The 14,477-nt window shown below is 64.6% G+C and carries 12 protein-coding genes; 6 read left to right on the plus strand and 6 right to left on the minus strand.

The features are described 5' to 3' along the window. Nucleotides 1-8 precede the first annotated feature (8 nt). Nucleotides 9-737: a dienelactone hydrolase family protein gene (locus tag OEZ49_RS11190; protein WP_263388381.1), complete on the plus strand. Its 729-nt coding sequence runs from the start codon at nucleotides 9-11 to the stop codon at nucleotides 735-737. Here the strand turns inward: OEZ49_RS11190 and OEZ49_RS11195 are convergent. Next, nucleotides 710-1,621: a LysR substrate-binding domain-containing protein gene (locus tag OEZ49_RS11195; protein WP_263388382.1), complete on the minus strand. Its 912-nt coding sequence runs from the start codon at nucleotides 1,619-1,621 to the stop codon at nucleotides 710-712. The two genes, OEZ49_RS11190 and OEZ49_RS11195, sit on opposite strands and share 28 nt — an antisense overlap. A 105-nt stretch (nucleotides 1,622-1,726) precedes the next feature. Between OEZ49_RS11195 and OEZ49_RS11200 the strand changes: the two genes are divergently transcribed. Both OEZ49_RS11200 and OEZ49_RS11205 read left to right on the plus strand, forming a co-directional pair. Then, nucleotides 1,727-2,614: a phytanoyl-CoA dioxygenase family protein gene (locus tag OEZ49_RS11200; protein WP_263388383.1), complete on the plus strand. Its 888-nt coding sequence runs from the start codon at nucleotides 1,727-1,729 to the stop codon at nucleotides 2,612-2,614. 357 nt (nucleotides 2,615-2,971) lie between these two features. Then, nucleotides 2,972-6,061 carry a valine--tRNA ligase gene (locus OEZ49_RS11205; protein ID WP_263388481.1) on the plus strand — a complete coding sequence of 1,030 codons (3,090 nt, stop codon included), beginning with the start codon at nucleotides 2,972-2,974 and terminating at the stop codon, nucleotides 6,059-6,061. Between the two features lie 158 nt (nucleotides 6,062-6,219). Here OEZ49_RS11205 and OEZ49_RS11210 read toward each other — a convergent pair whose 3' ends face one another. Further along, complete coding sequence (locus tag OEZ49_RS11210) at nucleotides 6,220-7,002, minus strand: crotonase/enoyl-CoA hydratase family protein (protein WP_263388384.1); 783 nt, start codon at nucleotides 7,000-7,002, stop codon at nucleotides 6,220-6,222. Between the two features lie 73 nt (nucleotides 7,003-7,075). Next, nucleotides 7,076-8,146: an SMP-30/gluconolactonase/LRE family protein gene (locus OEZ49_RS11215; protein WP_263388385.1), complete on the minus strand. Its 1,071-nt coding sequence runs from the start codon at nucleotides 8,144-8,146 to the stop codon at nucleotides 7,076-7,078. Nucleotides 8,147-8,238: 92 nt separating this feature from the next. Between OEZ49_RS11215 and OEZ49_RS11220 the strand changes: the two genes are divergently transcribed. Both OEZ49_RS11220 and OEZ49_RS11225 read left to right on the plus strand, forming a co-directional pair. Beyond that, on the plus strand, nucleotides 8,239-9,345 hold the full coding sequence (locus OEZ49_RS11220) for a pyridoxal phosphate-dependent aminotransferase (RefSeq protein WP_263388386.1): 1,107 nt from the start codon (nucleotides 8,239-8,241) through the stop codon (nucleotides 9,343-9,345). 50 nt (nucleotides 9,346-9,395) lie between these two features. Further along, nucleotides 9,396-9,575, plus strand: a complete 180-nt coding sequence (locus tag OEZ49_RS11225; protein WP_263388387.1) for a hypothetical protein — start codon at nucleotides 9,396-9,398, stop codon at nucleotides 9,573-9,575. Between the two features lies 1 nt (nucleotide 9,576). Here OEZ49_RS11225 and OEZ49_RS11230 read toward each other — a convergent pair whose 3' ends face one another. Next, nucleotides 9,577-10,782, minus strand: a complete 1,206-nt coding sequence (locus OEZ49_RS11230; protein WP_263388482.1) for a pyridoxal-phosphate-dependent aminotransferase family protein — start codon at nucleotides 10,780-10,782, stop codon at nucleotides 9,577-9,579. 52 nt (nucleotides 10,783-10,834) lie between these two features. After that, a complete protein-coding gene (speB, locus tag OEZ49_RS11235; RefSeq protein ID WP_263388388.1) occupies nucleotides 10,835-11,812 on the minus strand; it encodes an agmatinase in 978 nt (325 codons plus the stop codon). 158 nt (nucleotides 11,813-11,970) lie between these two features. Between speB and OEZ49_RS11240 the strand changes: the two genes are divergently transcribed. Further along, nucleotides 11,971-13,836, plus strand: a complete 1,866-nt coding sequence (locus OEZ49_RS11240) for an ABC transporter ATP-binding protein (RefSeq protein WP_263388389.1) — start codon at nucleotides 11,971-11,973, stop codon at nucleotides 13,834-13,836. Nucleotides 13,837-13,839: 3 nt separating this feature from the next. Here the strand turns inward: OEZ49_RS11240 and eda are convergent, their stop codons facing one another. After that, entirely contained in the window at nucleotides 13,840-14,475 is a 636-nt protein-coding gene (eda, locus tag OEZ49_RS11245; RefSeq protein WP_263388390.1) for a bifunctional 4-hydroxy-2-oxoglutarate aldolase/2-dehydro-3-deoxy-phosphogluconate aldolase, read from the minus strand. Between the last annotated feature and the right edge of the window lie 2 nt (nucleotides 14,476-14,477).

Here is a 14,477-nt window from a genome sequence, read left to right on the forward strand (position 1 = left end):
AAGCTTGCATGACCAGCTGGGAACCGGATGCACGTTTCGACTTCACCTCTGCCCTCGACGGCGGCCAGGAGGTGACGCACCCGGTTCACGTCAAGGGCAATGGTCCCGCGATCCTGATCCTGCAAGAGCTGCCCGGCATCGGCCCCGAAACGCTCGACCTGGCCAACCGGCTGGTGCGCGCGGGCTTTACCGTCTACCTGCCGCATCTCTTCGGCACCTTCGGCAAGATCTCCATGGCCCGCAACATGGCCCGGCTGTTCTGCATCCGGCGCGAGTTCAACATCTTCCTTAAAGGGCGGCAAAGCCCGGTCGCCAGCTGGATGCGCGCGCTGGCCCGCCACATCCGCGACCGCCAGGGGGGGACGGGCATCGGCGTGATCGGCATGTGCCTGACCGGCAGTTTCGCCCTGACGCTCATGGCCGATGACGCGGTGCTGGGCGGGGTTGCCAGCCAGCCCGCGCTGCCGCTGATGGGCGGCGACGCCCTGCATATGAGCGAGGCGGACATCGCCGAGACCTGCGCAGGCATGGCAGCCAAGGGTCCGGGTCTGGCGCTGCGCTATCGCGGCGACCGGATGTCGCCCTCCCGCCTGATGCGCCGGATGGAGGAGGTGTTCGGCGACGGGCTGGACACCGTCGAATACCCCGGCAACCGGCATTCCCTGCTGACGCTGCATTTCCACGAACCGGCCTATAAGCGGGTCGAGGCCTATTTCCGCGCCCGTCTGGGCGCCTGATCCGGCGCCACCCCAAGGTGATCCAGCAGCCAGGAGCGGAAGAGGCGCGCGGGCTTGCGCAACCGCGCGCGATCCTCACAAACCAGATGATAGCGCTCCAGCCCCGCCGCCTCGACCCCGGGCAGGCAGCGCACCAGCCCATGCCGCGCCATCAGCGTATCGCTGGCAGGCGCCCGCGCCAGCGCCAGCCCGACCCCCTCGGCCGCCAGCGCCGCCGCCATCACGGTGTTGTCGACAAACAGGAACTGCCCCGCCGCCGGTGACAGGCGCAGCGCCTCGAACAGACGCAACCACCCCGCCCGATGCGCCGAAACATCGATCAACCGATGCGCCAGCAGATCCTCGGGCCGGTGGATCCCCGCCGCCAGATCGGGATGCGCCACGGGGTAGAGCCGCTCGCCCATCAGATCGTCCGCCTGCCCGCCAAACAGCGACGGGTTGCCGAACACGATCTGCATATCCGCCACCGATCCCTGGAAATCGGCCACGTCATTGCCGGTACTCAGCCGCAGCTCGACCCCCGGATGCAGCCCCATGAACCCGCCCAGCGCCGGGGCCAGCACGCCCTGGGCAAAGAGCAGGATCGAGCGGACATAAACGATCTGCTCACCCCCGCCCCCGAACAGCCCGGCCGTCGTGGTTTCGAGCATCAACAGCGACTGCTGCACACCGGGCAGATAGGCCCGCCCCCTCTCGGTCAGCACCACCGAATGCGCCCGCCGCTCGAACAGCGCCACGTCCAGATGCCCCTCCAGCGCCTTGACCTGCTGGCTGACGGCGGCCGCCGACATGTTCAGCTGCGCCCCCGCCCGGGCAAAGCTCTGCGTGCGCGCCGCCGCCTCGAAGACACGTAACCAGTTGAGCGAGGGGATCCGCGATACCATGATCACAAGGCTAAGCTGAACTTATGCTGACCGGCAAGACTTACCGCTCTGAACCGCGCTACACCGCCGCTATCCTTCCGGAAATGCGACCAGACGGAGACCGCGATGCCCAGCCCCATTGCCACCAGAAACGGCCACCTCTCTGCCGAGCAGACCGAGCAATACTGGCAGAACGGCTTCCTGCACCCGTTCCAGGTGATGCCCGAGGGTGAGGCCGCCGCCCTGCGCGCCGACCTGGAACAGATCGAGCGCGACTGGCTTACCTCCGACCTGCCGCTGCCGCTCAACATGTACAAGCGCGTGAATGCCCATGTGGTGATGCCGCTTGCCGCCCGCATCGCCCGCGACCCGCGCATCCTCGATCTGGTCCAGGGCGTGCTTGGCCCCGACCTCCTGGTCTGGTCGGCCGAATTCTTCATCAAGGAACCCCGCACCACCCATGTGGTCGGCATGCACCAGGACCTGACCTATTGGGGCATGGGCGAAACCCCCGACCAGGTGACCGCCTGGCTGGCGCTGTCGCCCGCGACGGTGGAAAGCGGCTGTATGGATTTCGTGGCGGGCAGCCACAGGAACCCGATCCTGCCGCATACCGACACCTATTCCGAAAACAACCTTTTGTCGCGCGGGCAGGAGATCGCCGTCGACGTGGCCGAGGCCGACAAGACCCATATCGAACTGTCCCCCGGCCAGATGTCGCTGCACCACGGGCTGACCATCCACGGCTCCGGCCCCAACCGCTCGGACGACCGCCGCATCGGCATGGCGATCCGCTATCTCAACCCAAACGCCCGCCAGTTGGTGGCCGAGCGCGATTATGCCTTGCCCGCGCGCGGCACAGACAGTTCGGGCAATTTCATCCCTGTCGCCGCGCCCGCGCGCCTCTTCGCCCCCGAGGCGCTGGCGCTCTACGACCGCATCCGCGCGGATCAGGCCAAGGCCCTGGCCCAGGGCGCCAGCAGCGCGGTGCCGCTGTATCAGACAGCCGGATAAACCCCTGCGGTGTGCCCGGCCACACCGCTACGCCATTTGAGTATTTGTAACCAGAAAGAAGCAGCAAACGAAGCGCCCCGATCCGGCGGCCGTCCGTCCGCAAGGGGATAATCCTGCCGCGGGACAGGGGCGGCTTCTTCCTGGTGCGGTCATCGGCTCTCCAGCCTGTACCGCCTCCCCAGCCTGCGGCGATTCTGGTTAACAAAGACTTGCCGCTTCTTTCTGGTCAAAAATACTCATTTCCGCCCCCTCCACCCATGATCCGGCCCGATGCAGCAAGAAAACATGGCCAGCCGCCTTTTCCTTCGCCCCGCCTTTGGGTAATTGATCCCTCGATTGACCGAAGGGATCACCACGATGGCGATGGAAAAGACATTCGACGCGGCCGAGGCCGAGGCCCGCATCACCAAGGCCTGGGAAGAGGCCGGCGCCTTCAAGGCGGGCGCCAACCGTTCGCGCGACGAAAGCTTCACCATCATGATCCCGCCGCCCAACGTCACGGGCGCGCTGCATGTGGGCCATGCCTTCAACAACACGCTTCAGGACATCCTGACCCGCTGGCACCGGATGCGCGGCTTCGACACGCTCTGGCAGCCCGGTCAGGACCACGCGGGCATCGCCACCCAGATGCAGGTGGAAAAGATGCTGGCCGCCACCCAGCAGCCCTCGCGCCGCGAACTGGGCCGCGAGGAGTTCCTCAAGAAGGTCTGGGAGTGGAAGGGCCAGTACGGCGGCACCATCGTCGAACAGTTGAAGCGACTCGGCGCCTCCTGCGACTGGTCGCGCAATGCCTTCACCATGGCGGGCGCCGCGGGCGACCCGCGCACCGGCCACGAAAATTCGCCGAATTTTCATGACGCGGTGATCAAGGTCTTTGTCGACATGTACAACAAGGGCCTGATCTATCGCGGCAAGCGGCTGGTCAACTGGGATCCGCATTTCGAGACCGCGATCTCCGATCTCGAGGTCGAGAATATCGAGGTCGCGGGTCACATGTGGCACTTCAAATACCCGCTCGCGGGCGGGGCCACCTATACCTATGTGGAAAAGGACGAAAACGGCAACATCGTGCTTGAGGAAGAGCGCGACTATATCTCCATCGCCACCACCCGGCCCGAGACCATGCTGGGCGATGGCGCCGTTGCCGTGCATCCCTCGGACGAACGCTATGCCCCCATCGTCGGCAAGCTCTGCGAAATCCCGGTCGGCCCCAAAGAGCATCGCCGCCAAATCCCGATCATAACCGATGAGTACCCGGACAAGGATTTCGGCTCGGGCGCGGTCAAGATCACCGGCGCGCATGATTTCAACGACTATGCGGTGGCCAAGCGTGGCGGCATCCCGCTCTACCGCCTGATGGACACGCGCGGCGTGATGCGGGCCGACGGTGCGCCCTATGCCGAAGAAGCAGGCAAGGCGCAGGACTATGCGCGCGGGCGAGCGTTCACCGAGAACGAGATCGACGTGATCAACCTGGTCCCCGACCATCTGCGCGGGCTCGACCGGTTCGAAGCGCGGGCAAAAGTGGTGGACGAAATCACCAGCGAAGGTCTCGCCGTGATGACCGTGGCCTCCGACCCGCGCCTGGGCACCGCCGCGCTGAAACCCGGCGCCGAGGGGGCGGAAGCCATCGTGCCGCTGGTCGAGGCCAAGCCCATCATGCAGCCCTTTGGCGACCGTTCCAAGGTGGTGATCGAACCGATGCTGACTGACCAGTGGTTCGTCGACGCCGAAAAGGTCGTGGGGCCCGCGCTGGACGCGGTGCGCGACGGCACGGTCAAGATCATCCCTGAATCGGGCGAAAAGACCTATTACCACTGGCTGGAAAACATCGAGCCCTGGTGCATCTCGCGCCAGCTCTGGTGGGGGCACCAGATCCCGGTTTGGTATGGGCCGAAGGCAAAAACAAACAACGACGGAGCGTTAGTTCTCTTCTTCGACGAAATGCACAGCGTTTGTGCTGCTACAGAAGAAGAAGCCATTCGCCAATTTGAGAGCTACTACGGGGACGTCCGGGTCATCCCTACGGACCTTACAGTCAAAGAACTCGTTGAAAAGCAACTCTCCAACGAGTTCTCTGATCCGAATGCTCCCGAAATCGAAGTGATCGGCATCACCCGCGACCCCGACGTGCTCGACACCTGGTTCTCCTCCGGCCTCTGGCCCATCGGCACGCTGGGCTGGCCCGAGGATACCGACGAGATGCGCCGGTACTTTCCGACCTCGGTCCTGATCACCGGCTTCGACATCCTGTTCTTCTGGGTCGCCCGGATGATGATGATGCAGCTTGCTGTCGTGAACGAGGTGCCGTTCAACACCGTCTATCTGCACCAGCTCGTCCGCGACGAGAAGGGCAAGAAGATGTCCAAGACCACCGGCAACGTCATCGACCCGCTGGAGATCGTCGACGAGTTTGGCGCCGACGCCCTGCGCTTTACCAATGCGTCCATGGCGGCGATTGGCGGCGTGCTGAAACTGTCGAAAGAGCGGATCACCGGCTATCGCAACTTCACCACCAAGCTGTGGAACGCCGTCCGCTTTGCCGAGATGAACGGCGTTTATGACGGTACAAAACGGTCAATCACCCGCCTGGAAAACGTACAAAACGGTCAATTCGCGGTGAACCGCTGGATCATCGGCGAAACCGCCCGCGTGCGCGAAGAGGTGGACGCGGCGCTTGACAGCTACCGCTTCAACGATGCCGCAAACGCTTTGTACGCCTTTGTCTGGGGCAAGGTCTGCGACTGGTATGTGGAGCTTTCAAAGCCGCTCTTGCAAGGCGACGACACCGCCGCGCAAGAGGAAACCCGCGCCACCATGGCCTGGGTGATGGACCAGTGCATGATCATGCTGCACCCGATCATGCCCTTCATCACCGAAGAGCTTTGGGGGCTGACAGCGGAGCGGGCAAAGATGCTGGTGCACGCCGACTGGCCCGCCTACAAGGCGGCCGATCTGGTCGATGACGCCGCTGACCGCGAAATGAACTGGGTGATCTCGGTGATCGAGAACACGCGGTCCGCGCGCGCCCAGATGCGCGTGCCCGCCGGCCTCTATGTGCCTATGATCGTGACGGAAATCGACGATCACGGGCAGGCCGCCTGGGACCGGAACGAGGCACTGATCAAACGTTTGGCGCGGATCGACAGCCTGACCAAAGCGGATGTCATGCCCAAGGGCTGCATCTCGATCGCTGCCCCCGGCGCGGCCTTTGGCCTGCCGCTGGCCGAGATCATCGACATCAGCGCCGAGAAGGACCGGCTGGAAAAGGCCAAGGCCAAGCTCGCCAAGGAGCTGGGCGGGCTGCGCGGGCGTCTGAACAATCCCAAATTCGTGGAGTCCGCGCCGGACGAAGTGGTTGAAGAGGCCCGCGAAAACCTCGCCGCCCGCGAAGAGGAAGAGGCCCGGATCGACGAGGCGTTGGCGCGCCTGGCGGAACTCGGCTAACCCCTTCATTTCGCTGAAAATACTCAACATAGAGACCCCACCAGCCAAGAACCGGTGGGGTCGATTAGCGACACTGACAAGAACCCAATTCCTGCAAGGAATTGTCTCAAATCCTCTCCGAGGATTTGTCTTCAGACTTTCGCGAAAGTCTGAACCCGCTACTTGAAGACCGGGGCGCGCCCCTGCAACTGGGCCGCGATTACTTCCATCTGATCCGGCTTGCCGATCAGCCGCGCCTGTTCCTGCGATTCCGCCAGCAAGACATCGGTTCGCTGCTCCGATTCAGCAAGCTCAATCAAGCGCTTGGCCGAACGTATCGCCGAGGGGCTCTTGCTCGCGATCTCTTGCGCCAGCGCTGTGGCCTCGGCCAGCGGATCATCGGCCAGTTCTGTCACCAGCCCCCATTCCGCCGCCTTGGCGGCCCTGATGGGCCGCGCGGTATATGTGAGCAGACGCAGCACATCCGAGCGCACCAGCTGCGGCAGTAGCACCATGCCGCCCATATCCGGGATCAGGCCCCATTTCATTTCCAGCACGGACAGTTTCGTATCCGGTGCGGCAATCCGAATATCGGCGCCCAGCGCAATCTGTAACCCACCGCCATAAACCGCCCCATGTAGCGCCGCGATCACCGGTACTGGCACCCTGCGCCAGACCAGCGCCACCTCCTGAAAGTCATTGGCATCGTGATGGCTGCGCGGCATCAGCATCTGGGTCGGGTTCTTGCCCGCAAAGGCCGCAAAGTTCGACACGTCGAGCCCGGCACAAAAGCTCTTACCCTCGCCCGACAGCACCACCGCCCGCGCGTCCGAGGCCGCAACCTCTTGCCCCGCCGCGATAATCGCCTTGAACATCGCCTCGTCCAGCGCATTCATCTTGTCCCCCCGGGTCAGGGTGACAAATGCGACATGGTCCTTGTATTCGACGGATACGCGCGCCATCGGGGCCTCCATTCCTGTTTGGCGCCAGACTGCCCGCTCTTGTGTTCAAGCGCCAGCCCGACGTGGGGGCAGATCAGGGCAGGTCAGCGGCCGCCATGCGGGCAAAACCGGGGCTGTCCAGCGTCATGACATAGAACCGCTCGCCCACCTGCTTGCCGCCGGTGGTGATGCCCAACCGGCCATCGGGGTCCTGCACCGTGCGCAGGATGCGCCCCTGCCCGTCGAACTGGATCAGCATGCCGCGATGGATCGGCGCGGGGCGTACCTTGGGTCCCAATCGCCAGACCACCTTGCGCAGGAAAGGGTAAGGCATCAGCGCCTCGGCAGGCACGCGCGGGCTGGCAAAGGCCAGCCAATAGGTGCCGTCGCCCTGCGCCTCGAGATTGTCGGGATAACCCGGAAGGTTGTCGAGGAGCACCTCGGTCTGGCCTGCCTTCTCGCCCTTGAGCCACAGCCGGTGCACCCGCGCCCGCCCGGTCTCGTTGATCAGCAGGAAATTCCCGTCCGGCGAAAGCACCACGCCATTGGTATATACAAAGCCGGTGGCGATCTTCTCGACCTTTCCGTCGGGTGTGCGCCGGGCGACATAGCCGGTATCGGACTGTTCCCAGACGGTCATAACCGAGGTGGGCTTGGTGCCGCCGAGGGTTCGGGGATCGAACCGGTCGGTGGAGTTCGAGAAGTAGATCGTGCCGTCCCGTCCCAGATCCAGCTGGTTGGCATAGATCACCGGGGCGCCGTCGATCCGGTCCACCACCGTTTCGACCTTGCCGGGCGCTGTCCAGCGCAGGATACCCCGGAAACTGTCGGCGATGTAAAGCGCGCCGTCGGGTCCTGCCTTGAGGCCCAGCGGCCGCCCGCCCAACCGGTCGACCAGTTCCGGCGCCGCCCCGTCGATACGATAGAGATTACCCGCCAGCGAGGTCGTGTAGACCGTTCCGTCCGGCATCACCGCGAGATCCTCGGGCCCGATCTCTCCCTCGGGGAGCGGCACGAACTCGGCCTTGTCCAGGACCCGGTTCTCGGCGAATTCACCGGTAAATCCGGGGTTTTCCGGCGGGTAATAGGCCACGGGCGCCACCGGGATGGGCCAGAACAGCAGATAGCCGAGGCCGGCGAGCAACAGGATCAAAACGTAACGCATGGGTACCTCTTTGGATTTGCGCGCACCATGCGAGGCGGGGCCAGCAAAGGCAAGCCTTGCCCGGCACCGCGGCTTGCGCTTATGTGGCGCGCATGACCGGACCCCGATACACCCCGCTTGCCCAATCGCTGCCCGCCACCGTGCCCTTTGTCGGCCCCGAGACACAGGAGCGCCAGCGCGGCGCACCCTTTGCCGCCCGTCTGGGTGCCAATGAAAGCATCTATGGCCCCTCGCCACGTGCGATTGCAGCAATGCAACAGGCGGCGGCTGAGGTCTGGATGTATGGCGACCCGGAAAACCATGACCTGCGTCAGGCGCTGGCCGCGCATCACGGGGTGCGCCCCGACAACATCATGGTGGGCGAAGGGATCGACGGGCTGTTGGGATATCTCGTTCGCCTGATGGTGGGACCGGGCGATGCTGTCGTCACCTCCGAGGGCGCTTATCCAACCTTCAACTATCACGTCGCGGGCTTTGGCGGCGTGCTGCACAAGGTGCCATACGCGGGCGATCACGAGGACCCGAGGGCGCTTTTTGTCAAGGCGGGTGAGGTCGGGGCCAAGCTGGTCTATCTCGCCAACCCGGACAACCCGATGGGCAGCTGGCACAAGGGGGCCGATATCGTTGCCGCGATGCAGGCGCTGCCCGAAGACACGCTCTTGGTGCTGGACGAGGCCTATGTGGAATGCGCCCCAGAGGGTACCGCCGCGCCGGTGGATTCTGACGATCCGCGCTTGGTGCGGATGCGCACCTTCTCCAAAGTGTATGGCATGGCGGGCGCGCGCGTCGGATATGCCATTGGCGCGCCCGAGCTGATCGCCGCCTTCAACAAGGTGCGCAACCATTTCGGCATGAACCGGGCCGCGCAGGCCGGGGCGCTGGCGGCACTGGCCGATGGCGATTGGCTGGCGCATGTACAATCCGAAATCAGCACGGCCCGCGACCGGATCGCCACCATCGCACGTGACAACGGGCTGACACCGCTGCCCTCGGCCACCAATTTCGTAGCGATTGACTGCGGTAGTGATGGCGCGTTTGCAAAGGCAGTTTTGGATGCGCTGGTTTCGCTTGGCATTTTTGTACGGATGCCTTTCGCCGCGCCGCAAAACCGTTGCATTCGCGTCAGCTGCGGCCCCGCTGCCGAACTGGATGCCTTTGCCGCCGCCCTGCCCCGCGCGCTGGAGATCGCGCGCGGCTGATCGCCAAGGTTTTACCTGACATTTACGGGAAAGACCCTAAACTGCCGGACATGGACGACCATCGCATCGGGCGGGCGCCCGACTACACCAATGCGGCATTGATCATGCTGGGCGTGAACCTGACCTGGGTTTTCGTCCTGATCTGGGCCATGTGGGGCATGTTCGCGTCGCTCTTGCTGGCCATGGCCCTGAACCACGGCATCACCCGGCTGGCACAGCGGGCGGGCTAGCTCAGGACGCGATCACGCCTGCCGCCGCTTCGAGTGCGCCCTTGCCATGGGGCACATTCAGTGCCGTCAACCCTGCCTGGATACTCCCGAGCAATCCCATGACCATCTGGCCGTTCAGATGACCCATATGGCCAAGGCGGAAGAACTTGTCGCGCGCGGGATCGCCCGGCCCGGCCATCCCAAGGCCGATCCCCAGCGTCAGGCCAACGGTCTTTTCAGTCCACTGGCGCAAGGCAGTACCCTTGCCACTGTCGAGGCGGAGCGCGGTCACCGCATGACTGCGGAACGCGGGATCGGCCACGTTCAGGACCAGATCGCCGCCCTCGGCCCAGATCTCGCAGGCGGCCCAGATGGCGCGGGCCAGCTTGGCGTGGCGCGCCCAGACATGTTCGATGCCCTCGCCATGGATCAGGTCGAGCGCCGCGCGCAGGCCATAGAGGTGATGCGTGGGCGCGGTGCCGCCGAAATACTGAAAGAACTCATCCGGATTGCCGCGCGGCACCCAGTCCCAATACCAGGACACGCGCGGCATGGTGGCCCGTTTGGCCGCCGCCTTTTCATTGAAATAGACAAAACCGACGCCGGGCGGCACCATCAGCCCCTTTTGGCAGGCGGTGACCATGACATCGACGCCCCAGGTGTCCATCTCGAACACATCGCAGCCGAAAGAGGCGATGCAATCGGCCATCAACAAGGCCGGATGCCCCAGCTCGTCAAGCAGCCTGCGCAATCCGGGCACATCGTTGCGGATCGAGCTGGACGTATCCACATGCACCGCCAGCACCGCCTTGATCCGGTGTTCGGTATCGGCGCGCAGCGCCTCGGCGATGCGATCCATGTCCCAGGGGGCGGATTTGCCGAAGTCGATGATCTGTGTTTCGGCGCCCAAGCCCCGTGCCATTTCCGACCAACCGTGCGAGAACCGGCCGGAGGCAGGTATCAACACCAGTTCACCGGGTACGATGGTGTTGGCCAGTGCGGCCTCCCACACACCATGACCGTTGGCGATATAGATGGCGACATCGTGCTCGGTCCGGGCCATGCGCCGCAGGTCGGCTGTCAGCCCAGGCATCATGTCAATCAGTGCACCGGCATAGATGTTGGGCGCGGGCCGGTGCATGGCGCGCAGCACTTCTTCGGGCATCACCGACGGCCCCGGAATCGCCAGATACTCGCGCCCCTGCGCCAGAGAGATGTTGCCCGTCATGTCCGTGCCTTTTGTCTGCATTGGGCACACCCTAGCCAGCGGTTTCGCGGCGTCAATCCACCCCGCGCGACGCGGCCAGTGCAGGGGCAATGACGCAAAGCATTTCGAACAGGATCGACGCCGCCAGGAAGGCGGTACCGCCGCTGTTGTCGAAGGGCGGCGACACCTCGACCAGGTCGGCGCCCGCGATGTTCACGCCCACCAGTTCCCGCACAACCTGCAAGGCCTGAAAGGCGTTTGGCCCGCCCACCTCTGGCGTGCCTGTCCCGGGCGCATAGGCCGGGTCGATGAAGTCGATGTCATAGCTGACATAGGTCGACCCAGTGCCAGCGATCAACCGCGCCTCGGCCATCACATCCTTGAGACCACGGTCGAACAGTTCCTCGATGGTGACAATTCGTATGCCCTGCGCGGCGGCAAACTCTCGATCTTCCGAATCGTAGGCGGTACCGCGAATGCCGATCTGGATCATCCGGGCCGGGTCCAGCAGCCCCTCTTCGACAGCACGGCGGAACGGGGTGCCATGCGTGTACATCGACCCGCCGAAATAAGAATGAAAGAGGTCGGTGTGACTGTCGAAATGGATCAGCCCCAGGGGCGCGTCAGCCGCCAATGCCCGCAGGACCGGCAGGGTACACAGGTGGTCACCACCGACGCAGACCGGCAGGACACCGGCCCTTCGCAACTGGGTGAGCATTTGGGTAATCCGGTCCATCGTGTCCGACAGGTCGGCCGGATTGGGTGGCACATCGCCCAGATCGGCGCAATTGACCGTTTCGAACGGACGCACGCCGCTGACCCCGTGTTGCGCGCGGATCATCGTGGACATGTCGCGCACCTGCCGTGGCCCGTGGCGCGGACCGGGGCGGTTGGTGGTTCCGGCATTCCAGGGCAAGCCGATCAAACCGATGTCGACCCGCGGCAGGCGCGGATCGTCCAGATCTATCATCGGCAAGCGCATGAAACTGGCAATGCCCGCGAACCGTGGCAAATCGAACCCCGAAACCGGTTGAAATCCTGTGTCCGCCATCCTGAATCCTCTCCCCGGATCAACCTCTTTGACCAACACCCTGCCCGGATGCGCCGCCGGGTCAAGCCGCGCAATGCTTGCGCCACGGCGGTCTCCTGCTTAAATGGGCCGACCATGACACGCGATCTGTCCCCATTCCCCCGACCAAAGGCCCGACCATGAGCGCAAAACCGATGTCCTCGCGCGAGCTGGTGGGCTGGCTCTGGCGAAACTACCTCAAGAGCCGGATGGGCCTGCTCGGCATCGCGATGCTGTTCATGCTGCTCGAAGGCTCGATGGTGGGCGCGATCAGCTACATGATGCAGCCGATGTTCGACGAGATCTTTGTCAACGGCAACGCCGATGCGCTGGTCTGGGTCAGCCTTGCGTTTTTCGTGATCTTTTCAGTACGCGGCATGGCCAGCGTCGGGCAGAAGGTGCTGCTGGCGCGGATTTCGCAGGAAACCGCGGCACATCTGCGGAAGGACTTGCTCAAACGGCTGATCCGGCAGGACACCGCCTTTCACCAGACCCATCCGCCGGGATTCCTGATCCAGCGGGTGCAGGTGGATGTGGGGTCGGTCAACCAGGTCTGGCAGGTCATCATCACCGGCGCGGGCAAGGACCTGGTGTCGCTCGTCGTGCTGTTGGGGGTCGCGGTGAATGTCGATCTGGTCTGGACGCTGGTGATGCTGGTGGGCGTGCCGATCGCGTTTCTGCCGATTGCGGCGGCACAACGATACGTGCGAAAAAAGGCCGCGATGGCCCGCGATCAGGGCGCGACGCTCGCGACCCGGCTGGACGAGATTTTCCACGGTATCGTCCCGATCAAGCTGAACGGGCTGGAGGAATACCAGCTCGACCGTTTCGGCGGACATATGAACACCTATGTCCGGTCCGAGGTGCGCGCCTCGTTCGGCACGGCCTCGATCACCGGGCTGGTCGACGTGATGGCGGGGCTCGGCTTCATGGGCGTGCTGCTTTATGGCGGGGCCGAGATCATCGCCGGGGAAAAGAGCGTCGGCCAGTTCATGAGCTTCTTTACCGCCATCGGCCTCAGCTTTGACCCGATGCGGCGGCTAGCCTCGATCTCGGGCACCTGGCAGGCGGCAGCAGCGGCGCTGGAGCGGATCAAGGACCTGCTCGACGCGCCGATCCTGCTGTTGTCGCCGCCGAAACCGGTTGCGGCCCCCTCGGGCCTGCCCGGGATCGCGCTCAAGGATGTTTCGCTCTCTTATGGCGACGCGCAGGTGCTGCGCAAGCTGACCCTGACGGCCGAAGCGGGTAAGACCACCGCTTTGGTCGGTGCCTCGGGCGCGGGCAAGTCCACCATCTTTAACCTGCTGACGCGTCTGGTGGATCCGCAATCGGGCAGCGTCTCCGTGGGTGATGTGCCGGTCGGCAAGATGTCACTGGAGAAGTTGCGTGGCCTCTTCTCGGTGGTGACGCAAGAGGCGCTGCTGTTTGACGAGACCCTGCGGGAGAACATCCTGCTAGGCCGTACCGATGTCAGCGAAGCGCAGCTGAAGCAGGTGCTGGATGCCGCCCATGTCTCGGATTTCCTGCCCAAGCTGGAAAATGGGCTGGATACCCTGGTCGGCCCGCGCGGCTCGGCCCTGTCGGGGGGGCAACGGCAACGGGTGGTGATCGCCCGGGCGCTGTTGCGCGACACCCCGGTGCTGTTGCTGGACGAGGCGACCTCGGCCCTGGATGCGCAATCGGAAAAGGTCGTTCAGGCGGCGCTGGACCAGCTGTCAGGCGGGCGCACGACTCTGGTCATCGCGCATCGCCTGTCCACCATCCGCAACGCCGACAAGATCGTAGTGATGGAACGCGGCGAAGTCGTGGACGAAGGCAGCCATGAGGAGCTTCTGTCACGCGGCGGCATCTATGCCGACCTCTACCGTCTTCAATTCGAAGGCGGTAAGGAGTTGGTGGACCCGGTCGGCGCCGCGGCCCAGCGCACCCATGCCAGTGATGACCCGGATAGGTCAGGTGGCTGGTACAAACGGCTGATGTTACGGATCTTTCGCGGATCGGACTGAGGCTTACCGCGCCCGCCCCAGCCGCGAGGCTGTACGGGCGAGGGCCTCGATCCCGGCCCAGTCGCCCGCCTGTACCATCTCGCGGGGGGCAACCCAGCTGCCGCCGGCGCAGACCACGTTGGGCAGGCTCAGGTAGGTATCGGCATTCCCGGGGGACACGCCGCCCGTCGGGCAGAATGAGATTTGCGGCAAAGGGGCGCCGATGGCCTTGAGCGCCGGTGCGCCGCCCGATGCCTCCGCCGGGAAGAACTTGAGCATGTCATAGCCCATCTCCAAGAGGCGCATCGCCTCGCTGGCGGTGGCAGCACCGGGCAAAAGCGGCAGACCCTCCGCCTCGCAGGCGGCGATCAACCGGTCAGTGGCCCCCGGCGACACGCCGAACCGGGCACCGGCGGCCTTGGCGGCGCGGACGTCTTCGGGCGTGACCAGAGTGCCGGCGCCGACCACGCCGCCCGGCACCTCGGCCATGCGCCGGATCGCTTCGAGTGCGGCAGGCGTGCGCAGTGTCACCTCGAGCGCGGGCAGACCGCCCGCGACAAGCGCTTCGGCCAATGGCCGCGCCTGCGCCGCGTCCTCGATCACCAGAACGGGCACGATCGGGGCCAGTTCGCAGATTGCCCGTGTTTCGGTGAATTTCATCG

The organism is Ruegeria marisflavi (genome assembly GCF_025673445.1).
GTDB classification, from domain to species: Bacteria; Pseudomonadota; Alphaproteobacteria; order Rhodobacterales; family Rhodobacteraceae; genus Ruegeria_B; species Ruegeria_B marisflavi.